This window comes from Nocardioides ochotonae, from assembly GCF_011420305.2.
Classification (GTDB): domain Bacteria; phylum Actinomycetota; class Actinomycetes; order Propionibacteriales; family Nocardioidaceae; genus Nocardioides; species Nocardioides ochotonae.
In genome coordinates this window covers 557110-580308 of record NZ_CP061769.1, presented here as the reverse complement: position 1 = coordinate 580308, position 23199 = coordinate 557110, and the positions used below count along the sequence as shown (strand labels likewise).

At 73.2% G+C, this 23199-nt stretch carries 21 protein-coding genes and 2 tRNA genes; 12 read left to right on the top strand and 11 right to left on the bottom strand.

Annotated features, from left to right (window positions below; genetic code table 11):
* Positions 1-9: 9 nt before the first annotated feature.
* The gene (locus tag HBO46_RS02820) at positions 10-1437 is read left to right on the top strand and encodes an alpha,alpha-trehalose-phosphate synthase (UDP-forming) (RefSeq protein ID WP_224769347.1); all 1428 of its coding nucleotides are present in this window, start codon (positions 10-12) and stop codon (positions 1435-1437) included.
* A gap of 15 nt (positions 1438-1452) precedes the next feature.
* Complete coding sequence (locus HBO46_RS02815; RefSeq protein WP_166137042.1) at positions 1453-2544, top strand: SGNH/GDSL hydrolase family protein; 1092 nt, start codon at positions 1453-1455, stop codon at positions 2542-2544.
* Between the two features lie 30 nt (positions 2545-2574).
* On the opposite strand, the gene HBO46_RS02810 is transcribed toward HBO46_RS02815, so the two are convergent.
* Positions 2575-4131 carry an FMN-binding glutamate synthase family protein gene (locus HBO46_RS02810; RefSeq protein ID WP_166137045.1) on the bottom strand — a complete coding sequence of 519 codons (1557 nt, stop codon included), beginning with the start codon at positions 4129-4131 and terminating at the stop codon, positions 2575-2577.
* A 38-nt stretch (positions 4132-4169) separates the two neighbouring features.
* Here HBO46_RS02810 and HBO46_RS02805 point away from each other — a divergent pair, with 38 nt between their 5' ends.
* The 5 genes from HBO46_RS02805 to HBO46_RS02790 all read left to right on the top strand — a co-directional run bounded on the left by HBO46_RS02805 (position 4170) and on the right by HBO46_RS02790 (position 9720).
* On the top strand, positions 4170-5348 hold the full coding sequence (locus tag HBO46_RS02805) for an alpha/beta fold hydrolase (RefSeq protein WP_166137048.1): 1179 nt from the start codon (positions 4170-4172) through the stop codon (positions 5346-5348).
* 68 nt (positions 5349-5416) lie between these two features.
* Positions 5417-6754, top strand: coding sequence for an MFS transporter (locus tag HBO46_RS02800; protein ID WP_224769346.1), 1338 nt, complete (start codon positions 5417-5419; stop codon positions 6752-6754).
* Positions 6751-8187 (top strand): pyridoxal phosphate-dependent decarboxylase family protein, encoded by a 1437-nt coding sequence (locus tag HBO46_RS02795; RefSeq protein ID WP_224769345.1) that lies wholly within the window; start codon positions 6751-6753, stop codon positions 8185-8187. Before HBO46_RS02800 ends, HBO46_RS02795 begins: the two co-directional genes overlap by 4 nt.
* Positions 8184-8876 carry a uracil-DNA glycosylase gene (locus tag HBO46_RS20500; protein WP_224769344.1) on the top strand — a complete coding sequence of 231 codons (693 nt, stop codon included), beginning with the start codon at positions 8184-8186 and terminating at the stop codon, positions 8874-8876. The genes HBO46_RS02795 and HBO46_RS20500 overlap by 4 nt, the downstream gene beginning before the upstream one ends.
* A gap of 28 nt (positions 8877-8904) precedes the next feature.
* Complete coding sequence (locus HBO46_RS02790) at positions 8905-9720, top strand: dioxygenase family protein (protein ID WP_224769343.1); 816 nt, start codon at positions 8905-8907, stop codon at positions 9718-9720.
* Positions 9721-9767: 47 nt separating this feature from the next.
* On the opposite strand, the gene HBO46_RS02785 is transcribed toward HBO46_RS02790, so the two are convergent.
* From HBO46_RS02785 to HBO46_RS02775, 3 genes are read right to left on the bottom strand one after another with little or no spacing between them, the layout of a single operon-like run.
* Positions 9768-10727 (bottom strand): aldo/keto reductase, encoded by a 960-nt coding sequence (locus tag HBO46_RS02785; protein WP_207949883.1) that lies wholly within the window; start codon positions 10725-10727, stop codon positions 9768-9770.
* Between the two features lie 42 nt (positions 10728-10769).
* The gene (locus tag HBO46_RS02780) at positions 10770-12398 is read right to left on the bottom strand and encodes a succinic semialdehyde dehydrogenase (protein ID WP_166137051.1); all 1629 of its coding nucleotides are present in this window, start codon (positions 12396-12398) and stop codon (positions 10770-10772) included.
* A gap of 3 nt (positions 12399-12401) precedes the next feature.
* Positions 12402-14024 carry a GMC family oxidoreductase gene (locus HBO46_RS02775; RefSeq protein ID WP_166137054.1) on the bottom strand — a complete coding sequence of 541 codons (1623 nt, stop codon included), beginning with the start codon at positions 14022-14024 and terminating at the stop codon, positions 12402-12404.
* Positions 14025-14173: 149 nt separating this feature from the next.
* Between HBO46_RS02775 and pdxY the strand changes: the two genes are divergently transcribed.
* Positions 14174-15025 (top strand): pyridoxal kinase PdxY, encoded by an 852-nt coding sequence (pdxY, locus tag HBO46_RS02770; protein ID WP_166137059.1) that lies wholly within the window; start codon positions 14174-14176, stop codon positions 15023-15025.
* Positions 15026-15066: 41 nt separating this feature from the next.
* Here pdxY and HBO46_RS02765 read toward each other — a convergent pair.
* The 3 genes from HBO46_RS02765 to HBO46_RS02755 form a co-directional block, all read right to left on the bottom strand.
* Positions 15067-15142 (bottom strand) — tRNA-Thr (locus tag HBO46_RS02765).
* Positions 15143-15254: 112 nt separating this feature from the next.
* Positions 15255-16028 carry an SDR family NAD(P)-dependent oxidoreductase gene (locus tag HBO46_RS02760; protein WP_166137062.1) on the bottom strand — a complete coding sequence of 258 codons (774 nt, stop codon included), beginning with the start codon at positions 16026-16028 and terminating at the stop codon, positions 15255-15257.
* Between the two features lie 29 nt (positions 16029-16057).
* Entirely contained in the window at positions 16058-16783 is a 726-nt protein-coding gene (locus HBO46_RS02755; protein ID WP_166137065.1) for an SDR family NAD(P)-dependent oxidoreductase, read from the bottom strand.
* Between the two features lie 150 nt (positions 16784-16933).
* Here HBO46_RS02755 and HBO46_RS02750 point away from each other — a divergent pair, with 150 nt between their 5' ends.
* Both HBO46_RS02750 and HBO46_RS02745 read left to right on the top strand, forming a co-directional pair.
* The gene (locus tag HBO46_RS02750) at positions 16934-18232 is read left to right on the top strand and encodes an HNH endonuclease signature motif containing protein (protein ID WP_166137068.1); all 1299 of its coding nucleotides are present in this window, start codon (positions 16934-16936) and stop codon (positions 18230-18232) included.
* Positions 18233-18342: 110 nt separating this feature from the next.
* Entirely contained in the window at positions 18343-18603 is a 261-nt protein-coding gene (locus HBO46_RS02745; RefSeq protein WP_166137071.1) for a hypothetical protein, read from the top strand.
* A gap of 32 nt (positions 18604-18635) precedes the next feature.
* Here HBO46_RS02745 and HBO46_RS02740 read toward each other — a convergent pair whose 3' ends face one another.
* The gene (locus tag HBO46_RS02740; protein WP_166137074.1) at positions 18636-18842 is read right to left on the bottom strand and encodes a hypothetical protein; all 207 of its coding nucleotides are present in this window, start codon (positions 18840-18842) and stop codon (positions 18636-18638) included.
* Positions 18843-19155: 313 nt separating this feature from the next.
* Positions 19156-20046, bottom strand: a complete 891-nt coding sequence (locus tag HBO46_RS02735) for a hypothetical protein (RefSeq protein ID WP_166137077.1) — start codon at positions 20044-20046, stop codon at positions 19156-19158.
* A gap of 188 nt (positions 20047-20234) precedes the next feature.
* Here HBO46_RS02735 and HBO46_RS02730 point away from each other — a divergent pair, with 188 nt between their 5' ends.
* Positions 20235-21521, top strand: a complete 1287-nt coding sequence (locus HBO46_RS02730) for a GDSL-type esterase/lipase family protein (protein WP_166137080.1) — start codon at positions 20235-20237, stop codon at positions 21519-21521.
* A 23-nt stretch (positions 21522-21544) separates the two neighbouring features.
* On the opposite strand, the gene HBO46_RS02725 is transcribed toward HBO46_RS02730, so the two are convergent.
* Both HBO46_RS02725 and HBO46_RS02720 read right to left on the bottom strand, forming a co-directional pair.
* Positions 21545-21620: transfer RNA gene (locus HBO46_RS02725), tRNA-Arg, on the bottom strand.
* A gap of 121 nt (positions 21621-21741) precedes the next feature.
* Positions 21742-22224 carry a hypothetical protein gene (locus HBO46_RS02720; RefSeq protein WP_191480194.1) on the bottom strand — a complete coding sequence of 161 codons (483 nt, stop codon included), beginning with the start codon at positions 22222-22224 and terminating at the stop codon, positions 21742-21744.
* A gap of 203 nt (positions 22225-22427) precedes the next feature.
* Between HBO46_RS02720 and HBO46_RS02715 the strand changes: the two genes are divergently transcribed.
* Entirely contained in the window at positions 22428-23180 is a 753-nt protein-coding gene (locus tag HBO46_RS02715) for an SDR family NAD(P)-dependent oxidoreductase (RefSeq protein ID WP_166137085.1), read from the top strand.
* The last annotated feature ends 19 nt before the right edge of the window (positions 23181-23199 follow it).

Sequence of the window (23199 nt, the reverse complement as noted above, 5' to 3'; positions counted from 1 at the left end):
GGTGTGAGCGTGCCGAACAACCTCGTGATCGTGGCCAACCGGCTCCCTGTCGACCGGGTGGAGCAGCCCGACGGCACTCCGGGATGGCGTCTGTCCCCCGGCGGTCTGGTGACCGCCATCGAACCCGTGATGCGTGCCAACGACGGCGTGTGGCTGGGCTGGCCCGGCGGCATCGACGAGGAGCTCGAGCCGTTCGAGCACGACGGCATGAACCTGGTGCCGATGTCGATGAGCGCCCAGGAGGTCGAGCGCTTCTACGAGGGGATGAGCAACGCCACCCTGTGGCCGCTCTACCACGACCTCGTCGCCAAGCCGCAGTTCCACCGCGAGTGGTGGGACTCCTACGTCGCGGTCAACCAGCGCTTCGCCCAGAAGGCCGCCTCGCTGGCCGCCGAGGGCGCCACGGTCTGGGTCCACGACTACCAGCTCCAGCTGGTCCCGCAGATGCTGCGCGAGCTGCGCCCGGACCTGCGCATCGGGTTCTACCTGCACATCCCGTTCCCTCCGGCGGAGCTGTTCCAGCAGCTGCCGTGGCGCCGCCAGATCCTCGAGGGCCTGCTCGGCGCCGACCTGGTCGGCTTCCAGGGCACCGGCGCGGCGCAGAACTTCGTGCGCCTGGTGCGCCAGCGCGTCGGCCACAAGACCCACCGCGATCTGGTCTACCTCCCCGACGGCCGCACCGTGCGCGCCCACGCCTTCCCGATCTCGATCGACTCCCAGGGCTTCGAGGAGCTGTCCACCTCCCCCGCGGTGATCGAGCGCGCGAGCGCGATCCGCGAGGCGCTGGGCAACCCGCGCAAGATCTTCCTGGGCATCGACCGCCTCGACTACACCAAGGGCATCTACGCCCGTCTGCGCGCGTATGCCGAGCTGATCCAGGACGGCCACCTCGACGTCGAGGACGCGGTCTTCGTGCAGGTCGCGGTGCCCTCGCGCGAGCAGGTCGAGCAGTACCGGATCCTGCGCGACGACATCGACCGCCTCGTCGGGCGCATCAACGGCGACCTGGGCCGCATCGGGCGCCCCGCGATCAGCTATCTGCACTCCTCCTACCCGCGCGAGGAGATGGCCGCGCTCTACCGGGCCGCCGACATCATGGTCGTCACGCCGTACCGCGACGGCATGAACCTCGTCGCCAAGGAGTACGTCGCCTGCCGCACCGACGCGACCGGTGCGCTGGTGCTCTCCGAGTTCGCGGGGGCGGCCGACGAGCTGCGCCAGGCGTGGCTGGTGAACCCCTACGACATCAACGGCATGAAGGCCGCGCTGCTCGACGCCTACCGCGCCGACGCCAAGGAGTCGACGCGCCGGATGAAGGCGATGCGCCGCACGGTCACCCAGCACGACGTCGCGCGCTGGGCGCAGAGCTTCATGACCGAGCTCGCCGATGTCCGCATCGATCACGGGAAGACGGTGCGCCCGCCGGCGGAGTCCTGACACACTCGGCCGGACATGATCACGTCCAGGGCCGCGCGCCCCGCCCCGTCGGTGAGCGCCGCCCTCGTGATGGCCGCGCTCGCCCTGCTCGCCGTCCTCCTCGCACCGCTCGCGGCCGTCCCGGCCGCGGCCGCTGAGTCGGCCGGGCCGGGCGCGCCGGCCGGGCGCACGGCGGCGCCGCTGCGGGTGATGTTCGTGGGCGACTCGATCACCCAGGGGCGCACCGGCGACACGACGTACCGCTACTGGGTGTGGCGTGCGCTGGCCCAGCAGTCGGTCCCGGTCACCTTCGTCGGCCCGACCACCGGTCTGCGCGGGGGCGACACCTACCTGCGCACCGACCTCGGCTTCGCGACCGCGCACGCCGCCGCCGGCGGCTCGGGCTACGCCGACCACCTCCCGCTGCTGCGCAAGCGGGTGCGCACCCACCGCCCCGACGTGATCGTGCTCGGGCTGGGGTTCAACGACGCCCGGGCCCACGGCGCGGCGCAGATCCTCGCCGACGCCCGCCGCTACCTGCGGCGCACCTGGCGCATCGACCCGCGGATCCGCTTCGTCCTCAACGAGGTCACCACGAGCTCGGTCACCAAGCAGTTCACCAACAACCGGCGCCTCGCGGTCACCCGGGGCCTGCGCCGGCTCGCCGCCGGCGAGGACCGCGTCCAGGTGGCCCGCATCGTCTCCCGCGGGGCACGGGCGTGGGTCCCGGAGGTGCACACCTACGACGGCACCCATCCCACCCCCACCGGGGAGACCAGCATCGCCCACGGGGTGGTGCGGGCGCTGCTGCGCCACGGCATCGTGCCCGAGGCCCGCCGCGTGTTCACGCGTCGTGAGTGGGACCCGAGGCTGGCGGTCGCGGACGTCGCCGTCGACGGCCTCCGGCTCACCGCCTCGGTCCCCACCTGGCGCAGCGTCTCCGCCCGTGACCTGCAGGTGCTGGCGCTCGACCCGGAGGGGCGGACCGTCGCGATCAGCGACTGGACCGCCGCGGCACGGGTCTCCGTGAGCGTGCCGGGTCCCGGCACCTACTCGCTGCGCGTGGTCGCCCGCCGCGGCACCATGACCGGCGTACCCGGTCCGGCGACCCCGGTCCAGGTGGACTGAGCGGCGGCCGAGCCCGGCCGCCGCGGGGCGTCAGCGCACCGGTGGGACCGCCTGGCCTGAGCCGCCCGCCCGCATGAGCTCCTCGATGTCGGCGCGCAGCTGCGCACCGGGGACGCCCCAGCCCGGCTGGTAGCCGTAGACCTCACGCAGCGAGGCGGCCGAGCGAGTGCAGTCGGCGAGGTCGACGTCGTCGGGGCCGATCAGCGCCGGGTGCGGCACCCCGACCGCCTCGGCGACCTTGAGCAGGTCGCGGCGCAGCGCGAGCAGGTAGTGCGCGGCCCGGTCGGCCTTGAGCATCGGGTCCAGTCCGCGCGCCAGGCGCGGGTCCTGGGTGGCGACACCGGTGGGGCACCTGTCGGTGTGGCACTTCTGGGCCTGGATGCAGCCGATCGAGAGCATCGCCTCCCGGCCGACGTTGATCAGGTCCGCGCCGAGGGCGAAGGCCACCACGGCGTTCTCGGGCAGCCCGAGCTTGCCGGCGCCGATGAACGTGACGTCGTCGCTGAGGCCCGCCGCGGCGAAGCGGCGGTAGACCTCGGCGAACCCGATCCGGAACGGGTAGGCCACCGAGTCGGCGAAGACCAGCGGCGCCGCACCGGTGCCGCCCTCGCCGCCGTCGATGTTGACGAAGTCCACCCCCCGTCCGCCCGCGGCCATCTCCTCGACGAGGCGGTCCCAGAAGGTCAGGTCGCCGACCGCGGACTTGATCCCGACCGGCAGGCCCGTCTCCGCGGCCAGCAGCTCGACGAAGTCGAGCATCGAGTCGACGTCGTCGAAGACCTCGTGCCGGCTCGGGGACGCGCAGTCGCGGCCCGCGGTGATGCCGCGGATCTCGGCGATCTCAGGGGTCACCTTGGCCGCCGGCAGCATGCCGCCGAGCCCGGGCTTGGCGCCCTGGGACAGCTTGATCTCCAGCGCCCGCACCGGCGCCGAGGCGACCAGGTCCTTGAGCCGGGCCAGGTCGAAGTGGCCCTGCTCGTCGCGGCAGCCGAAGTACGACGTACCGATCTGGAAGACCAGGTCGCCGCCGTTGCGGTGGTACGGCGAGAGCCCGCCCTCGCCGGTGTTCTGCAGCGCGCCGGTGGCGGCGGCGCCGCGGTTGAGCGCCTCGATCGCCTGGCGCGACAGCGACCCGAAGCTCATCCCGGAGATGTTCACCACCGAGGCCGGCCGGAACGACTGCGCGCGGGCGCGGGCCGCCCCGATCACCTTGGCGGCCGGCAGCGGCACGCCCTCCTCGGCGTGCCGACCGGTCGCAGCGCCGGGTCCGGCGAAGGTGCGGTGCTTGATGACCACCTGGCCGCTGACGTTCTCGATGTCGTTGTCGGTGCCGAACCCGAAGTAGGAGTTCTCCCCCTTCGCCGAGGCGTAGACCCAGCGGCGATGGTCGCGGCTGAAGGGCCGCTCCTCGTCGTTGGAGGTGACGATGTACTGGCGCAGCTCGGGCCCGAAGCGCTCGAGCTGGAAGCGCAGATGCCCGATCACGGGGAAGTTGCGCAGGATCGCGTGCTTGCGCTGCACCAGGTCGTGCACGGCCACGGCACCCAGCGCGGCGGTGCCGGCGGCGGCGGTTCGGGTCCACTTCATCCTCCCCGAGTACCCCGTCGCGGGGGTAGCGTGCCGGGATGGACCTGATCCCCAAGCCCGAGCAGGTCGTCTCGGCGGCGGGCAACGTCGCCCACAAGCTGCTCTACGGCGGGATCGCGGACCTGCGCCCGATGCCGCGCACGCTGATCGACGAGGGCACGCTGCGTCAGGTCCACCACTACCACCCGGACCCCGAGGTCGAGAGCGCCTCCGGCGACCCGGTCCTCCTGGTCACCCCGCTGGCCGCCCCCGCGATCTGCTTCGACCTGCGCCGTGGCTGCTCCCTGGTCGAGCATCTCGTCGGCGAGGGGCGCGCGACGTACCTCGTGGAGTACGGCGCGGTGTCCTTCCGCGAGCGTCGCCTCGGCATGGAGCACTGGGTCGACGACGTGCTCCCGGCGGCGATCCGGGCGGTCTCGGCCCACGCCGGTGGCCGGCCGGTGCACGTGGTCGGCTGGAGCCTGGGCGGCATCTTCGCGCTGCTCACCGCCGCCGACGACCCCGGCCTGCCGATCGCCTCCCTGTCCGTGCTCGGCTCGCCCACCGACGTGTCGCTGGTGCCGCTGGTCGCGCCGCTGCGCCCGCTGCTGGACCTGACCGGCGGCCACGGCCTGGTGACCCGGGCCTACCGGGCGATCGGCGGCGCACCCCAGCCGGTGGTGCGCTGGGCCTTCCAGCTCTCCTCCTTCCAGAAGCTGGTGACCAAGCCGCTCGCGGTCGCGATGAACCTCGACGACACCGAGTTCCTCGCCCAGATCGAGGCGGTCGACCGGTTCACCGCCCACATGGTGGCCTACCCCGGGCGCAGCTTCGGGCAGCTCTACCACCGCTTCCTCAAGGCCAACATGCTCCAGGGCGGCAGCATGGAGCTCGGCGAGCGGACCATCGACCTGTCCGCGATCTCGGTTCCGGTGCTGGTCTTCGCCGGCGCCAACGACGCCATCGCGCCGGTGCGCGCCGTGGAGGCCGTGCTGCCGCACCTGACCGGGTCGCCCGACGCCCGCCTCGAGGTGGTCCCCGGCGGACACCTCGGCATGCTCACCGGCCGCGGCGCGCGCGACAGCACCTGGGTGGTGCTCGACGAGTGGCTCACCGAGTGGTCGGACCGGGCACCCCGCCGCCGCGCCCGTCGCCGGACGCCCCGTGGGGGCACCGGGATCGGCACCAACCCCGAGCGCCGCCACGGCTCCGGCGGATCGCGGGCGCTGGCGCACTGAGCGGTCGACGCCGCCGTCTTTGCCCGAGCGGCCCACCGCCACGCCCGCGCGCGGCTAGCCTGCGCGACGTGAGCGCCCCTGTGATCGCCGACGCCTCCGGCACGTCCCTCCCCCGCCGGGTCCGCATCGGCTACGGCTCCGGGTCGGTCGCCACCGGCGCGTTCGGCACCGTCCCCGGCCTGATGCTGCTGCCCTACCTGACCGACGAGATCGGCCTGGCGGCCGGGCTGGCCGGGCTGGTGGTGTTCCTCCCGAAGGCCTGGGACGTGCTGCTCAACCCGGTCGCGGGGCGGATCAGCGACCGCACCACCGACCCCCGCGGCCCGCGTCGGCCCTGGCTGCTGCGGGCCGGCAGCCTCCTCGCGGTCACCTTCGCGCTGATCTTCGCCGCGCCCGCGATGTCGACCGGGCTGGAGACCGCCTGGGTGCTGGTCATGTTCCTGGCCTGCGCGTCGGCGTACGCGTTCTTCCAGGTGCCGTACGTGTCGATGGCCGCCGAGATGACGCCGTCGTACGACGAGCGGACCCGGCTGATGACCTGGCGGGTGTCGATCCTCGCGCTCACGATCCTGCTCGTCGGTGCCAGCGCCCCGCTGATCCGCGACCAGGTGGGCGGGCGCGACGGCTACCGGCTGATGGGGGTGGTGATGGCGCTGGTGATCCTGGCCGGCGTCGTCGCGGGGTACCGCGGCACCCGCCACGCGCCGGTGGGGACCGTCCAGCCGGGCGCGGGTTCGCTGCGCGACCAGCTGCGCATCGTCTCCGGCGCCCGCGACTTCCGGCTGCTGCTGACCACGTTCGTGGTGCAGGCACTCGCGGTCGGGTGTGTGCTCGCCGGCGTCGACTACCTCGCCGAGGACGTGCTCGACAGCGCCGGCGCGGTGACGGTCCTGTTCGCCTGCTTCGTGGCCCCGGCGCTGCTGCTGACCCCGGTCTGGTCGGCCGTGGGGCAGCGGGTGGGCAAGAAGACGGGGTACGTCGCGTCCTCGCTGCTGCTCGCGGCCGGCTCGCTGGGCGCGGTGCTCGCCGGCTCGGCGCCGGCGGCGGTGCTGTTCGCGGCGGTCGCGGTGAGCGGGGTGGGCTACGCCGGCTGCCAGGTGTTCCCGATGGCGATGATGCCGGACGCCGCCGCGCTCGACACCCGGCGCACCGGCAGCAACCGGGTCGGCGTCTACACCGGTGTGTGGACGGCGGGCGAGACCTTCGGCCTGGCGCTCGGCCCGGCGGTCTTCGCGCTGGTGCTCCAGCTCGGTGGTTACCGTTCCGGCAGCGGGGCGGTCCAGCCCGACTCCGCCGTCACCGCGATCGTGGTGGGATTCTCGCTGCTGCCCGCCGCGCTGGTCCTGCTCAGCCTGTGGTGGCTCGCCCGCTACTCCCTCGATGCCTCGGAGGTCGACGCCGCATGACCACGGCCCCCACACCCGCTGCGGTGCTCGCACGGCTCCACGACCTCCAGGCCGGCGACCTGCCGGTGCTGGGCGGGCGCACCCTCGCCTACGTCTACGACTCCGGGCTCGCCGAGGTGGACGAGATCGGACGCGCGGCGGTGGCGGCGTACGCCGGCTCCAACGGCCTGGATCCCACGGCGTTCCCCAGCCTGCTGCAGATGGAGAACGAGCTGGTCGGCTTCGCCCTGCGTCTGCTGGACGGTCCGGACGGGGCGGTCGGCACGGTCACCAGCGGCGGCACCGAGTCGGTGCTGCTCGCGGTGCAGGGCGCGCGGGACAGCCGCCCCGACGTCACCCGTCCCACGATGGTGATCCCCTCGACCGCGCACGCCGCCTTCCACAAGGCGGCGCACTACTTCGGGGTGGCGGCGCGGGTGGTGCCGGTGGGCGCGGACTTCCGCGCCGACGCCGCCGCCATGGCCGCGGCGATCGACGACAGCACCGTGCTGGTGGTGGCCAGCGCCCCGTCGTACGCCCACGGCGTCGTCGACCCGGTCACCGACATCGCGGCGGCGGCCGCCGCCCGCGGCGTGCGCTGCCACGTCGACGCCTGCATCGGCGGCTGGGTGCTGCCCTACGCCGCCCGGCTGGGGCGCCCGGTGCCCGCGTGGACCTTCGCGGTCCCCGGCGTCACCTCGATCTCGGTCGACCTGCACAAGTACGCCTACGCGCCGAAGGGCAGCTCGCTGCTGGTGCACCGCAGCCCCGCGCACCGGCGCCCGCAGTTCTTCGCCTCCGCCGCCTGGCCGGGCTACACGATGCTCAACGCCACGATGCAGTCCACGAAGTCCGGCGGGCCGTTGGCCGGCGCCTGGGCGGTCGTGAGCACCCTCGGGGACGCGGGCTACGAGCGGCTCACCGCCGACGTGCTGTCCGCGGTGGACGGGATCGTGGCCGGGATCGCCGAGCTCCCCGCGCTGCACCTCGTCGCCGAGCCGGACTCGACCCTGCTGGCCGTCGGCACCGACGCGACCTGCGACCCGTTCACGATCTGCGACGAGATGGCCGCGCGCGGCTGGTACGTCCAGCCGCAGATGCGCTTCGCGGGCGCCCCCGCGACCATCCACCTCTCGGTCAGCGCCGCCACCCTCACAGGCGTCGAGGACCTCCTGGCCGCGCTGCGCGACTCGGTGGCCGCCGCCGTCGCGGCCGGTCCGGTGCGCGTGGACCCCGACGTCGCGGCGTACGTCGCGGCGCTCGACCCGGCGCTCCTCACCGACGCGGACTTCGCGGGCCTGCTGGCCGCCGCCGGGCTCGCGGCCGAGGGTGCCGACGGCGCGCTGGTGCTGCCCGAGCGGATGGCCGAGGTCAACGCGCTGCTCGACCTGGCCAGTCCGGCCCTGCGCGAGGCGCTGCTGGTGACGTTCCTCGACCGGCTGGCGCGCCCGTGAGCGCGCTCGCCGAGCTCGTCGACCGCGGCCTGGTGGCGCCGGACTGGGCGCAGGCGCTGGCTCCCGTCGACGACACGATCACCGTGCTCGGCGACTTCCTGCGCGCCGAGCTGGCCGCCGGACGGACCTACCTGCCGGCCGGGGAACGGATCTTCCGGGCCTTCGAGCGGCCGCTGGCCGACGTCCGGGCGCTGGTCGTCGGGCAGGACCCCTATCCGACCCCTGGCCACCCGATCGGGCTGAGCTTCGCCGTCGACGCCGACGTGCGGCCGCTGCCGCGCAGCCTGGCGAACATCTACCGCGAGGCGGAGGAGGACCTCGGGACGACGATGCCCGAGCACGGCGACCTCACCGCGTGGGCCGACCGCGGCGTGATGCTGCTCAACCGGGTGCTGACCGTGCGGCCCGGCGAGGCCGGCTCGCACCGCCGGCTGGGCTGGGAGCAGGTCACCGAGTGCGCCATCCGTGCCCTGGTCGCCCGCGGCGGCCCGCTGGTCGCGGTGCTGTGGGGACGCGACGCACAGTCGCTCACGCCGCTGCTCGACCAGGTGCCCGTCGTCGCCTCGGCGCACCCCTCCCCGCTCTCGGCCCGGCGCGGGTTCTTCGGCTCCCGCCCCTTCAGCCGCGTCGACCGGCTGCTCGTCGAGCAGGGGGCCAGCCCGATGGACTGGACACTTCCGAAGGAATAAAGTTGAAAGTAAAACCTTTGGAGTGAGCATGAGCGCGACGTCCGCGAGCGGCACCAGCCCCTCGCCCAGCAGCACCGGCCGGATGCCGGCCCTCTACCTCGGGCACGGCGCTCCCCCGCTGCTCGACGACCCGGTCTGGTCCGGCCAGCTCGCCGCGCTCGCCCGTGAGCTGCCGCGGCCGAAGGCGATCCTGATCGTCAGCGCCCACTGGGAGTCCGCGCCGGTGAGCCTCACCGGCAACGGCGCGCCGCTGGTCTACGACTTCGGCGGCTTCGACCCGAAGTACTACCGGATGACCTACGCGACCCCGGACAGCACCGCGCTGGCCCAGCGGATCGCGGCGATGATGCCCGACACCGAGCCGGTCCACCAGCACGTCAGCCGCGGGCTCGACCACGGCGCCTGGGTCCCACTGAAGATCATGTATCCCGAGGCCGACATCCCGGTGCTCCAGATGTCGCTGCCGACCCATGACCCGGAGCGGCTGATGCGCCTGGGCGCCCGGCTGCGCCCGCTGCGCGACGAGGGCGTGCTGGTGATCGGCTCGGGGTTCCTCACCCACGGCCTGCCGTACCTCACCGAGTTCCGCATCGACGCCGCCGCGCCGGGCTGGTCGCGCGAGTTCGACGCCTGGGCGGCCGAGGCGCTCGCCCGCGGGGACATCGACGAGCTCGCGGCGTACCGCGACCGGGCGCCCGGGATGCCCTACGCCCATCCGACAGTGGAGCACTACACGCCGCTCTTCGTCGCCCTCGGCGCGAGCACCGCCCCCGAGGTCCCGGCCGAGCAGATCATCGACGGCTTCTGGATGGGCCTGTCCAAGCGCAGCCTGCAGGTCACCTGACCCTCGCCGAGTCGGGGCCGATGGTTGCGCGAGTCGGGGCTTGTGGCTCAGCGGGCCGTGAGGTCGTCGAGGACCACCAGGTCGGCGCGGGTGGGCTGCCACCGCAGGGCCGCTGCGTTGGCGCGGACCTGCTCGCCCGAGGTGGCCCCCGAGATCACCGAGGAGACGGCGGGCTGGGCCGCCAGGCCCGCGATCGCCACGTCGAGCACGCGGAGGTCGCGCTCCGCGGCGTACTGCTCGAGCGCCTCGATGCGGTCCCAGTCGGCGTCGGCCAGCCAGGTGGCGCGACTGGGGTCGAGCTGGGCGCGGGAGCCCGCCGGCGCCTGCTCGCCGCGGCGGTACTTGCCGGTCAGCAGGCCGAACTCGAGGGGGAAGAACGGCAGTACGCCGAGCCCGAAGGTCTCGCAGGCGGGCACGACCTCGTCCTCGAGGCGGCGATCCAGCAGCGAGTAGCGGTTCTGCACCGAGACGAAGCGCTCCAGGCCGGCGGAGCGGGCGGTCCAGTCGGCGTCGGCGACCTGCCAAGCGGCGAAGTTCGAGCAGCCGACGTAGCGGACCTTGCCCTCGCGGACCAGGTCGGTCAGCGCCGAGAGCGTCTCCTCGACCGGCGTCACCCCGTCGGGGCGGTGCAGCTGGTAGAGGTCGATGTGGTCGACGCCCAGACGGCGCAGGCTCGCCTCGACCGCACGGCGCACGTAGTGCCGCGAGGCCCGCGCGCCGTGGTCGGGGCCGTTGGCACCCCGCATGTCCATGCCGAACTTGGTGGCCACCACGAAGTGCTCGCGCTGCCCGCGCAGCGCCTCGCCGAGCAGCTCCTCACTGCCGCCGGGGCGGCCTCCGTACACGTCGGCGGTGTCGAGCAGGGTGACGCCCGTGTCGCGCGCGGCGGCGAGGATGTCGCGCACCCCGTCGAGGTCCACTCGCCCACTGAAGGCGTTGCACCCGATCCCGACGGTGCTCACCATCAGGCCGGAGTCGCCGAGCGGTCGGTAGGTCATGTCCGTCATGGGCCGGAGGCTAGCGCGACGCCACCGACCGCTCGGTCGGGCTCAGCGGATCCGGAAGCGCCGCATCATCTTCAGCCCGGACAGCATCTGCTCGACGTAGGTGTCGTAGTCCTGGCCCGGGCGGATGCCCATCACCTGCTTCTTCAGCACCGCGAGGTTCTGCACGTCGGTGTACTTCAGCAGGCCCTGGTCGCCGTGCCGGGCGCCGACACCGGACTGCTTGATCCCCCCGGACGGCGTCCCCTTCGAGGCGTACGCCGTGGCGAGGGCGTCGTTGACGTTGACGTTGCCGGCCTCGATGCGGCGCGCGACCCGCTCGGCACGGGCGACGTCGCTGCTCCACACCGAGGCGTTCAGGCCGTAGTCGGTGTCGTTGGCCAGCGCGATCGCCTCCTCGACGGTGCGGTAGCGGTGCAGCGCGACCACCGGCCCGAAGGTCTCGGTGACGCCGCACGCCATGTCGGAGGTGACCCCCTCGAGGATCGTCGGCTCGAAGAACGCCGGCCCGATGTCCGGCCGGGCGCGCCCGCCGGTGACCACGCGGGCACCCTTGGCGACCGCGTCCTCGACGTGCCCGTAGACCCGCGCCATGTGGTCCGGGGAGATCAGCGACCCCACGTCCGGCCCGAAGTCGTACGCCGCCCCGAGCTCGAGCGCCTGGGTGGCGGTGACGAAGGCCGCCTTGAGCTCGTCGTAGCGACTGTCGGGCAGGTAGATGCGCTCGATGTGCATGCAGATCTGACCGGTGTTGCCGAAGACCCCGAACAGCGCCCCGTTGACCCACTCATCGGCCGCGACGTCGTCGAGCACGATCATCGGGTTCTTGCCGCCGAGCTCGAGGCAGCAGCCGATCAGGTTGCGCCCGGCGCGCTCGCCGATCACCCGCCCGGTCGCGGTGGAGCCGGTGAACATCACGTAGTTGGCGTTGTCGATGAGCGTCGGCCCGACGTCGGGGCCCTCGCCGCAGACCACCTGGAACAACCCCTTCGGCAGCCCGGCGCGCTCCAGCAGGGCGACGCCGTGCAGCGGTGACAGCGCGGTCTTGTTGTCCGGCTTGAGCACCACCGCATTGCCGGCCATCAGCGCCGGGATGGCGTCGGAGAGACCCGTCGCGAACGGGAAGTTCCACGGCGCGATGATCGCGACGACGCCCTTCGGCCGCCGGATCTCGGTCGAGGAGGAGACCAGCGGGACCGGGCCCCCGCGGGTGGTCGGCGCCAGCAGCTTGCGCGCGTGCTTGAGGTAGTGGCTGATCACCATCGGCGGGTCGCAGGTCTCCTCGACCGCCATCCGCCGGTTCTTGCCGCTCTCGGCCTGGATCAGGTCGGCGGTCGTGTGGGTGCTCTCCAGGAGCAGCCGGTGGGCGGTGCGGAAGACCCGCAGCCGCTTGCGCACCGGCCACGCGGCCCAGATCCGCTGCGCCTCCCGGGCGCGGGCGAACGCCTCCTCGATGTCGGCCGGGCTCGACTGCGGGAGGTCGACGAGCTTCTCGCCGGTGTAGACCTCCGTCAGCGGCCACGGCGCGGCACCCGAGGAGGGCACCCGGGCCACGAGCCCGCGCAGGAAGGCCTCGGTGATCGACGCCGGGCGGGTGACGCGGGGCCGGGTCTCGCCCGCAAGGACGGCACTGGACTCGGGGCTGGTGTCGGCGCTGGTGCTGGTGTCGGTCATGGCTCAGGCCTTCCCGAGGACGAGGGCGGCGCCGCGCTCGCCGATCATGATCGCGGGCGCGTTGGTGTTGCCGCCGGTGATCGACGGCATGATCGAGGCGTCGGCGACCCGCAGGCCCTCGATGCCGCGGACCTTGAGGTCGGGGGTGACCACCGCGCGCTCGTCGGTGCCCATCCGCGCGGTGCCGACCCCGTGGTAGACCGACGTGGCCCGGTTGAGGATCTCGCTGCGCAGCCCGGGACCGCGTACGCCGTCGCCGGGGTGGATCTCGCTCTTGACCGACCCCCCGAACGCCGCGGACCCGAAGATCTCGCGGACCATCTCGGTGCCCTCGACCAGGGTGTCGAGGTCGCGGGGCTCGGCGAGGTAGTTGGGATCGATCAGCGGAGCGGCGGTCGGGTCGGGTGACGCCAGGCGCAGGGTGCCCCGGCTGCGCGGGTAGATCAGCGTGGTGAGCACGGTCAGCGCCGGGCGCTGGTCGACGTCGTGGCGGACCGGGGCGTCCTGGTTGGGCGAGACGTAGGCCCACGGCAGCAGGTGCAGCTGGAGGTCCGGCACGTCGGCGGCCTGGGAGGTGCGCACGAAGCCCACCGACTCGAAGACCGAGTTGGCCAGGAACGTGCCGCCGCGGGTGAGCTCCTTGGCCAGGCCCTTGGCGAAGAACAGCGCGCTGCCGCGCATCGTGGAGGAGGTCGCGTGGAAGGTCAGCGCGTGGAACATGTGGTCGTGCAGGTTGTCGCCCACCGGCAGGTCCGCGACGCAGGCGATGCCGTGCTCGGCGAGGTGCGCGGCCGGGCCGATGCCGGAGAGCATCAGGATCTGCGGAGTGCCGATGAAGCCGGCCGAGAGGATGACCTCCTTGCCCGCGCGCACCAGCCGACTGCCGCCGTCCTTGTCGCGCACCCGGACGCCGACCGCGCGCCCGTTCTCGATCACGACCTTGGTCACCAGCACCCGCGTCTGCACCTCGAGGGTGCGCGGGGCCAGGTGGTGGATGTAGCCGCGCGAGGCGCTGTAGCGCAGCCCGTCCACGGCGTTCTGCTGCATCCGGCCGATGCCCTCCTGCTCGGCACCGTTGTAGTCGTCGAGGATCTTGACGCCGAGGGTCTCGGAGGTGGCCTGGATGAACTGCAGCGTGCCCTCCTGCGGGCGCGGGTTGACCCCGACCCGGATGGGGCCACCGGTACCGCGGTAGGCGTCGGCGCCGCCCTCGTAGTCCTCCATGCGCTTGTACGCCGCGTTCACGCTGTCGGCGTCCCAGCCGGCGCAGCCCTCGGCGGCCCAGGAGTCGTAGTTGGCCCGGTTGCCGCGCACGTAGACCATGCCGTTGACCGAGCTGGAGCCGCCGAGCACCTTGCCGCGCGGGGCGGGCATCCGGCGCCCGAGGATGTGCTGCTGCGGCACCGTGTAGTAGCCCCAGTCGTTGATCCTCTTGATGCGGGGCTCGGCGTGCATCGGGCCGATCATCCCGGGCTTCTTGGTGAGCAGCTGGTTGTCGCTACGTCCGGCCTCGAGCACGATCACGCTCGCGCCGGACTGCGCCAGCCGGCCGGCCATCGCGGCGCCCGCGCTGCCGGAGCCGACGACGACGTAGTCGGCCTCGTTCGAGTAGGGGGTCTTGGCCATCTCAGTTACCTCGTTCGGGCCGACGGGCGATCACATACTGACGGAATGTATGCCTGGTCACAGTATGCCAACGATTGGAACGAGTTCTAGTTCTGCCCGACCTTCGGCTGTTCCGAGAATCCGTGGGTCGCGGGGGACACAATGGCGCCATGAAGCTGCTGTCCATCCAGTCCTCGGTCGCCTACGGCCACGTCGGCAACTCCGCTGCCGTCTTCCCGCTCCAGCGGCTCGGGCACGAGGTGTGGGCGGTCAACACCGTGCACTTCTCCAACCACACGGGGTACGGCGCGTGGCGCGGCCCGATGCTCCCGGCCTCCGACGTGCGCGACGTCGTGATCGGCATCGAGGAGCGCGGCGCGTTCCCCGACGTCGACGCGATCCTGTCCGGCTACCAGGGCGGCGAGGACATCGGCGAGGTGATCATCGACGCCGTGGCGCGGGTCAAGGCGGCCAACCCGGCGGCGACGTACACCTGCGACCCGGTGATGGGCAACGCCCGCTCGGGCTGCTTCGTGAACCCCGCGATCCCGGTGCTGCTGCGCGAGAAGGTCGTGCCGGTCGCCGACATCATCACGCCCAACCAGTTCGAGCTCGGGTTCCTCACCGACACCGAGCCGCGCACCCTCGACGACATCCTGGCCTCGGCCGACGCCGCCCGGGCGATGGGCCCGGGCACGGTGCTGATCACCAGCGTCGAGCGCGCCGACCGCCCCGAGGACACCATCGAGATGATGGTGGTCAACGGCGACGGCGCCTGGCTGGTGCGCACGCCGTACCTCCCGATGAAGGCCAACGGCTCCGGCGACATCACCTCGGCGCTCTTCACCGCCCACCTGCACACCACCGGCGACCCGGCGGTCGCGCTCGCGCGCACCGCGTCGTCGGTCTTCGGCGTGCTGCGCACGACCCTGGAGAGCGGCGAGCGCGAGCTGCAGATCGTCGCCGGCCAGGAGCACATCGCCCACCCGGCCGAGGAGTTCGAGGTCGAGCGGGTCCGCTGAGCGCCGCCCCACCCCCCAGATGAAGCCGGGGGTGGTGGGGGTGGAGCCGGTGACAGGGGTCGAACCCGCGACATCCTCATTACAAATGAGGCGCTCTACCAACTGAGCTACACCGGCGTGGCCCGGTCCGGGCCGACGGCCATGCTAGCCAGCATGGCTCGCCGGCGCGGCGCCGGGCACTGCTGCGTGGGACCGCCGCGCCTCGAGGGCACGGCGGCGCCACCTCGGCTCAGGAGAAGAAGGTGCCCCCGCCGTCGACGGTGAGCGTGCAGCCGGTGACATAGCTGGCGTCCGGTCCGGCGAGGAAGACCGCCGCCCGCCCGACGTCGCTCTCGGCGTCGCCCGCGCGCGGCACGGAGAGGTGACGCAGCACGCCCTTGAGCTCGTCGGGCCGCTCGTCGAAGTGGGCCTTCGCGCCCTCGGTCAGCACGAACGGCGCCAGATTGTTCACGGTGATGCCGTGGCGCCCCCACTCCCGCGCCGCGACCCGGGTCAGACCACCAACGCCGGCCTTCGCCGCGACGTACGCGCCGTAGCCCGCGAGACCGCCCGGGTCGGAGGCGGAGCGCAGGTTGATGATGCGGCCGCCGCCCTCCTCCAGGGTCCCCTTGAGGTGCGGGAAGCAGGCGCGCATGAAGTAGTAGGTGGCCTTGGGGCCGGTGTCGAGCGCGAGGTCGATGTCGGCGTCGGTCGCGTCCTCGAAGCGGCTCTGGGCCGAGGCCATCGCGTTGTTGACCAGGATGTCCACGGTGCCGAACCGCTCCACCACTCGCGCGACACTGGCGTCGACCTGGGCGGAGTCGCGGATGTCGCAGCCCAGGCCGATCGCCGGCGCGTGCTCCTCCAGCTCCGCGGCCATCGCCTCCGCCCCAGCGGCGTCGAGGTCGAGCACCGCGACCCGGGCGCCCTCCTTGGCGAAGGCCCGCGCGATCCCCGCACCCACGCCACGCGCGGCGCCGGTCACCAGCGCGACCTTGCCGTCCAGCACTCCCCTGCCCGTCATGCCCACTCCCTCGCTCGCCTGCCCTGTGCTCAACTCATGAACCCGTCGATCGCCAGCACCTCGCCCGTGACGAACCGGGCCTGCGGCGAGGACAGGTAGCGGATCGACTCCGCCACCTCCTGCGGCGAGATCGTTCCGGGAAACTGCATGTGCAATCGCTCGGCGACCTTCGGGTCCAGGTCGGTGGGGTACGTCGAGGCCACCTGGGCCACCATCGGGGTGTCGATGGTGCCGGGGCACACGGCGTTGACGCGGATGCGGCGCGAGGCCAGCTCGAGGGCGAGGTTCTTGGTCAGCTGAACCAGCCCGCCCTTCGAGGCGCCGTACGCCGCGGCGTACGGCTGCGGGACGCGGCCGGCCACCGAGGCCACGTTGACCACGCAGCCGGGACCGACCTCCAACAGCGGCAGCGCCGCCTGGGTCAGCAGGAAGGGGCCCTTGAGGTTGACCGCCAGCACCCGGTCCAGCTCGGCCTCGCTGATCTGCTCGAAGCGGCCGAACTGCACGATGCCCGCCACGTTGGCGAGCACATCGATGCGCCCGTGCTGCCCGCACACCTCGATCGCGGCGTCGACCGCGGCCTTGCTCGAGACGTCGCACTCGACATACGTCACGCCCTCGGGCACCGTCGCGGCGCGGTCGAGACCGAAGACGATCTCGCCGGCATCACGGAACATCTCAGCGGTCGCGTACCCGACCCCGGAGGCGGCACCGGTGACCACGACGACGCGCTGCGCCTGCTGCTCACTGCTCATAGCTCGGACGCTAGCGCACAGCAGTGGAACACGTTCCAGATCGCTGCCGATCATCGGGACTTGTCGAGCTTGTCGAGGCCCCGAGCACGAAGCCGGCAACTCCGGCGGAGAAACCCTTGTCCTCGAACGCACGTTCGAGTAGAATGAGGCATGGCCGACTCCGAGCTCCCCGACTGCGACACTCCAGCCGCCGTGCTGGCGTTCGCGCAGCGCCGTCGGGCTGCGGCCCAGCGGGCGGAGATCGACGTCGTGGAGGCCGCTCTCGTGTGGGCGGCGATGCACCCGGAGGAGTCGGTGGCCGAGGCGCCCGCCGCGGGGCTGGCGTTCGGGGAGCTGGCCGTTCCACTCGCGGGCGAGGGGGCGCCGCTGGTGGCGGAGTTCGCACCCATGGAGTTCGGCGCCGCGATCGGCATGTCGACCGATTCCGCCCGTTCGCTGGTGGGTGACGCGCTGGAGCTGGCGCACCGACTGAAGCGCACCTGGAAGCTGGTCCGCGCCGGCAAGGTCCCGCTGTGGAAGGCCCGCCGGCTCGCGCAGCTGACCACGACCCTCCCGCTGGACGCCGCGGACTTCGTGGACCGCCAGGTGGCCGGCTTCGTGGGGAAGATCAGCTGGGCCGGGATCGAGCGGCTCGTCGACCAGGCCCGCGTGATGTTCGACCCCGAGGGTGCGGAGAAGGACCGTCTCGGCGCGGCCGACGGACGCCGCTTCGACGTGCACACCCGCGAGGCCACCCACGACGGCACCGTCCACGTGGAGGGAGTCCTCGACCTGGCCGACGCCCTCGACCTCAACGCTGCGATCTCCCAGGGCGCCGAGGAACTGGCGGCTCTCGGATCCACCGAGTCGCTCGACGTGCACCGCTCGATGGCGGCGGGCGAGCTCGCCCGGCGCCAGCTGGCCTTCGACCTCGGGGCGGAGGCCGGTGAGGACGCCGCCTCGGTCGTGAAGCCCCGCCAGGTAGTGATCCACGTCCACCTCTCCCACGCCGCGATCTCCCGCGACGAGGCCGGCATCGCCCACGTCGAGGAGACACGGTCCATCGTCTCCACCGAGCAGGTCCGCGAGTGGTGCGGCACTGACACCCACGTGGTCATCAGGCCGGTCATCGACCTCGAGGCCCACCACCACGCCGACGCCTACGCCATCCCCGACCGGCTGGCCGAGCAGACCAAGCTGGCCTCGCCGGTGTGCGCCTTCCCGTGGTGCGATCGCCCCGCCCGGCGCTGCGACACCGACCACGTCACCGCGCATGGTCACGGGGGTCCCACGTGCAGCTGCAACTTGGCCCCGCTCTGCCGGCGACATCACCGGGCCAAGACCCACACCGCCTGGACCTACGACACAACCGACGCCGCGACGTACCTCTGGCGGTCCCCGCACGGGCTCCACCTGATCAAGGACCACGGCACCACTCGGCTCGTCACCGCACACCCACCCGACGAGTAGATCCCGCGCCCCGGACCCCGCCCACATCCCGTCGGCGGGGCCGAATCCCTGTCCGGGCACGGTTCTGTAGCGCTTGGCTTCAGGCGAGGAAGTTCGGGACGCTCCTGCATGTGCCCCAGGGCGTGGGGGCGGGGGTTCTCGAGGCATCGGTAGAGGTCGCGACCGGCACCGGCACCCGGCCCGAGGATTTGCGGGGCCTGGAACGAGGAGGGCGGTCCGCGCCCCGGCGACATCATCGGGCCAAGACCCACACCGCGTGGACCTACGACAAGACCGACGCGACGACGTACCTCTGGCGCTCACCCCACGGGCTGCACCTGATCAAGGACCGCGCCACCCACCTCGTCACCGCGCACCCACCCGACGCGTAGCCGTCGCGGATGGACCGCGCGGTCAAGATCATTCAGGCACGCCGACGCAGCACGCGATGGTTCTCCTCGAGCAGCTCCCCCGCCCGGGCCAACCCCTCCCCCGGCGCCCAGCGCGACGCCGCCCCCGCAGGCACCGACCGGAGCACCGTCCCGTCGAGTCGAGCGGGCGCGATCAGCACCGTGCCGTCGATGCGCAGCAACCGCACCCCGAACAGTCGCGCGACCAGGCTGGTCCGCACGACCACCCCTTCGGTCAGGCTCCCCCCGGGGTCCGGTTGAAGGATGGGCTCCAGCCCTCCGCGCCAGCGACCGGACACACCCGACAACCGGCCGGGGTGCGGCACCGTGGTCCGAGCACGGCTCACCGCCCGTCCTGTCGCCGCCTGAGGGCGCTCGCCACCGAGCTGGCCGCCGACAACGCGACCGCTGTCGCCCCGACCGTCAGGCCGGCACGCACGGCCGAGTCGGCCCCCGCCTTGCGCAACGGGCGCGCGACCTTGTCCCACGCGCTCTCTCTCCTGAACAAGCTCATGCTCACTCCTCCCGGCCCGATCAGGCCTTGGCTCGTCGCAGCGCGGTGACCAGCTGCTGCTTGGTGGTGGAGGAGTTGTGCTGGACACCGCGGGCGGTCGCGAGCTCGAGGAGCTCGACCTTCGTCAGGTCCGCAAGCCGGCCGCGACGCTCGGGTGAGTCGACGCTGCGCACGACCTTCGCGGCGGTCTTGGCGGTCCCGGCCCGGACCTCCTCCACCCGCGCGGTGGCCGCCGCGGCCTCATCGGCTCCCTTGCGTGCGTCGGCAGCGATCTTCTCGGCCTGCGCGCGCGCCTCCTCGGCGGCAGCGGTGGCCGCCTCCGCGGCCTCGTCGGCGAGGGATCGCGCCTGGGCCAGGAGCGCGGTCGCCCGCCGGTAGCGGTCCTCCGCCTCCCGCTGCGCCTCCTCCGCGGCCTCCCGGGTCTGCTCGATCCGGGCCTCGGCCTGCTCGCGTTCGCCGGAGAGGATCTCCTCGGCGTCGGCCTCGGCCTCGCGCCGCGCCTCCGCGACCCGCTCCTTGACGATCCGGGCCTGCTCCTCCTTCGCCTCCTTCAGGCGCTGGCGCTCACGATCACGGGTCTCGTCGGCTTCCTGCGACAGGCTGTGGGCGCGTTCGGCGGACGCCAGCGCCTCCTGCTCGGCGGCCTGCGCGCGCGCCGCGGCCGAGCGGGCCCGCTCGAGGCGCACCTCGACCGAATCCTGGCCCGGCAGTGCCGCGCGGAGGTTCGTGCCGGCGTTCCGCATCGCGCCGGTGACCCCGTTCCCCTCGTGATGGACGCCATCGCCACCATGGCCGCCGACTGCCTTGCCGACCAGCCACGAGGCGTTGCGCGGGATGTCCCTCGCCCCTGACGCGAGGGTCGAAAGCACTCCGCGGCGCTGGCCGCTCCTGCTCGGTTCGCTGCTCGCCATACCGTCCTCCTCCCAGATCGCGCCACCAGCCCTGCGCCGGCCGCGCGCGAGTGGCGTGTGATCTACACCACACGGGTCGGTACCCGGTCATGCCCCTCCCATGAGTCACCAGGTCTCTGGGCCGTACCGGGATGAGGCCTCGCGCCGATCCCGGGACACCGTGCCAGCGGTCGACCTAGCCTGAGCCGATGCTGCTTCCCAGACGTCTGGTGGTCCCTCTCCTGGTCGGCGCGCTGACCCTCGGGCCCGCCCCGGCCTCCGCGGCCGGCCCGGGGGCCGAGGAGCCGTCCGCGGAGTCGGCGCCGGTGCGCGTGATGCTGCTCGGGGACTCCGTGACGATGGGCTCCTCCGGCGACTGGACGTGGCGCTACCGCCTCTGGAAGCACCTCGAGCGCAGCGGCACGGACGTCGACCTCGTCGGTCCCTCGACGGATCTCTACCGGGTCGGCGACGGACAACCGGTGTACGCCGACCGTGACTTCGACCGCGACCACGCCGCGGCCTGGGGGCGGTGGGCGGCCCACACCGCGGCCCTCGTGGGCGACCTGGTCAGCGACGACCATCCCGACGTGCTCGTGGTCAACCTCGGCGTCAACGACCTCATGTACGACACCGAGGCCTGGGTGCTGGAGCACCGCCTCGCGGACCTCGTCCGGGAGGCACAGGCGGCCGACCCCGACCTCGCCATCGTGCTCGGCGAGGTCACCCAGACCTGGCTGGCGAAGGCCGGCCGCCCGGCCCGGGCACTGAACCGCGCACTGCCGCGTCTCGCCAAGCTGCTCACCACCGAGACGTCGGAGGTCCTCGTCGCCGAGGTCGCCGCGGGGTACACCCGCTCCCACACCTACGACGACACCCACCCGACGGCCGCGGGCGAGGTGAGGATCGCGGCGGCCGTCGCGGACAGCCTGGCCGAGCTGGGCGTCGGCCTCGCGTACCCCCGACCGCTCGGCACCGTTCGACCCACCCCCAGCCGCGCACCCGTGGTGACCGCATCGCCCGGTCCCCGTCGGGTCGCGCTGAAGTGGCGGGCGACCCCGGGGGCGACCCGGTACGCCGTCTCCTACTCCGACGGCGGTCGGTGGCGCGCCCTGCCGCGCACCACCGCGCGCAGGACCGTCGTGACCGGGCTCGCCGGCGGTCGCGCGCACACGTTCCGGGTGCGGGCCCACAAGGGCACGAGCGCCGGGGCCACCGGGACGGCGGTCGCGGTACCGGTGCCGGGGCGCGTCACCGCAGTGCGCGCCGAGCGCAGTCGCACCCGCCTGGTCCTGACCTGGCGCTCGGCCGGCCCCGCTCGCTACCGGGTGGCGCTGCGGGCCCCCGGTCGAGCCCGGGCGGTGCGCACCGTGGGTCAGCCGCGGATCGTGCTGCGCGACCTCGCGCCCGGACGGCGCCACGTCGTCACGATCCGCGCCGTGGCCGGCGGGCTGCTCGGCCCGCCGGCGCGGGTCGCCTACAGCACCCGGCGCTGAGCGCGAGACGGTAGCGACTGCGGTGGTGCCCCAGGCAGGAGTCGAACCTGCGACCTTTCGCTTAGGAGGCGGCTGCTCTATCCGCTGAGCTACTGGGGCCTGGTCACGGGCGCTCATGCTGAGGACCCACGACGACCGTCACATCATGTCAGGACCGGGCCGGGGTGGACGAAGCAGCCCGACCGCGTGGCGGCACAGGTCGCGCCGGCGCGGCGACCGGCTAGATCGGCTGGAAGCCCTCGATCGAGACGGACCGGAGGACCCGTCGCACCACGGCGCGATCCGCGTCGCTCACGCTGACCACGACGTCTCCGAGCCGGACGTAGCCGTGCCAGGACGGATCTTCGGCATCGAGGCCGCGTGTCACCACGCCCGGCTCGCTGGCCGGATCGAACGTATCGAGGTCCACCACGAAGTGCACGCCGCGACGATGCCCGCAGCCGGCCTGCGTCGGCGGCCCCCAGTGCTCCGCCTCGGACACGCAGTCGCCGGTGCTGCGGCGGTCCCAGTCGTCGGGGACGCTGACCTGCACGTCGCCGTACGCAAGCCGCAGCCAGCCCGGTGGCGCCGGCCCGTCGACGACCCGCGCCCGGTCCTCATCGCGCCCGGAGACCCAGATCGCGGCGACGACGGCCACCGCTACGGCGATCGCCACGACACCCACAACCGCGGAACGGCCCCGTCCCCGCACGCGCATGACCATGACCATGCCCGATGGACGGCCCGGGAGCGGGTCCGGTTCCCGGTGGGGCCGACGAGTCCGGCCGGACCTTCCCTGCGCTCGGCGTCGCGCGCATCCGAGGAGCGAACGCCGCGGCTCGCGCGGCGCGCCTCGTCCTAGCCTCGGGCCCGGCGCGTCCGCGCCGTACGACGACCAACGGGTGCACCGAGACCGAGGACATCACTGTGGATCTGGGACTTCGCGGCAGCGCCGCGCTCGTGACCGGCGGCAACCGGGGCATCGGCCTGGCCACCGCCAGGGCCCTCGTCGCCGAGGGGGCGCGGGTCGCGCTGCTCGGCCGCGACGTCGAGGCGCTCGCGGCGGCACGCGCGTCGCTCGGCCCGGAGACGGTGACGGTGGTCGCCGACACCACCGACGACGCGCAGGTACGCCGTGCGGTCGGCGAGGCCGCGCGCGAACTGGGCCGCCTCGACGTCGTGGTCAACGCCGCGGCGCCACGTGCCACCGGCGCCCAGCCGACCGGGCTGGCCGGCCTCGATGAGGCGGACTTCCTGCGCCAGGTCGACACCAAGGCGCTGGGCTACCTGCGCGTCGTGCGCGCTGCGCTCCCCCACCTGCTCGCCGCCGGTGGCGGGTCGGTGGTCAACGTCAGCGGCATGAACGCCCGGTCGACCGGCACCATCTCCGGCTCGGTGCGCAACATCGCGGTGGTCGCGCTGAGCAAGAACCTCGCCGACGAGCTCGGCCCGCAGGGCATCAGCGTCGTGTGCGTGCACCCCGGCCTGACCGTCACCGAGCGCACCGCCGGTGACCCCGAGTACGCCGCGAAGGCCGCCGGCCTCAACGCCCTCGGCCGCGCGATCAGCGCCGAGGAGGTGGCCGACGTCGTGGCGTTCCTCGCCTCCCCGCGCGGGCGGGTCGCCAACGGCTCGGTGGTCACCGTCGACGGCGGCCGCCCCGGGGCGATCTGGGCCTGAGCGATCTGGGCCTGAGCGC

What these genes read in the sequence shown, in the direction of transcription:
- HBO46_RS02815 (WP_166137042.1), top strand. Translation starts at nt 1,453, where the DNA reads ATGATCACGTCCAGGGCCGCGCGCCCCGCCCCGTCGGTGAGCGCCGCC.
- HBO46_RS02810 (WP_166137045.1), bottom strand. Translation starts at nt 4,131, where the DNA reads ATGAAGTGGACCCGAACCGCCGCCGCCGGCACCGCCGCGCTGGGTGCC.
- HBO46_RS02805 (WP_166137048.1), top strand. Translation starts at nt 4,170, where the DNA reads ATGGACCTGATCCCCAAGCCCGAGCAGGTCGTCTCGGCGGCGGGCAAC.
- HBO46_RS02795 (WP_224769345.1), top strand. Translation starts at nt 6,751, where the DNA reads ATGACCACGGCCCCCACACCCGCTGCGGTGCTCGCACGGCTCCACGAC.
- HBO46_RS02790 (WP_224769343.1), top strand. Translation starts at nt 8,905, where the DNA reads ATGAGCGCGACGTCCGCGAGCGGCACCAGCCCCTCGCCCAGCAGCACC.
- HBO46_RS02785 (WP_207949883.1), bottom strand. Translation starts at nt 10,727, where the DNA reads ATGACGGACATGACCTACCGACCGCTCGGCGACTCCGGCCTGATGGTG.
- HBO46_RS02780 (WP_166137051.1), bottom strand. Translation starts at nt 12,398, where the DNA reads ATGACCGACACCAGCACCAGCGCCGACACCAGCCCCGAGTCCAGTGCC.
- HBO46_RS02775 (WP_166137054.1), bottom strand. Translation starts at nt 14,024, where the DNA reads ATGGCCAAGACCCCCTACTCGAACGAGGCCGACTACGTCGTCGTCGGC.
- pdxY (WP_166137059.1), top strand. Translation starts at nt 14,174, where the DNA reads ATGAAGCTGCTGTCCATCCAGTCCTCGGTCGCCTACGGCCACGTCGGC.
- HBO46_RS02760 (WP_166137062.1), bottom strand. Translation starts at nt 16,028, where the DNA reads ATGACGGGCAGGGGAGTGCTGGACGGCAAGGTCGCGCTGGTGACCGGC.
- HBO46_RS02755 (WP_166137065.1), bottom strand. Translation starts at nt 16,783, where the DNA reads ATGAGCAGTGAGCAGCAGGCGCAGCGCGTCGTCGTGGTCACCGGTGCC.
- HBO46_RS02750 (WP_166137068.1), top strand. Translation starts at nt 16,934, where the DNA reads ATGGCCGACTCCGAGCTCCCCGACTGCGACACTCCAGCCGCCGTGCTG.
- HBO46_RS02735 (WP_166137077.1), bottom strand. Translation starts at nt 20,046, where the DNA reads ATGGCGAGCAGCGAACCGAGCAGGAGCGGCCAGCGCCGCGGAGTGCTT.
- HBO46_RS02730 (WP_166137080.1), top strand. Translation starts at nt 20,235, where the DNA reads ATGCTGCTTCCCAGACGTCTGGTGGTCCCTCTCCTGGTCGGCGCGCTG.
- HBO46_RS02720 (WP_191480194.1), bottom strand. Translation starts at nt 22,224, where the DNA reads ATGGTCATGCGCGTGCGGGGACGGGGCCGTTCCGCGGTTGTGGGTGTC.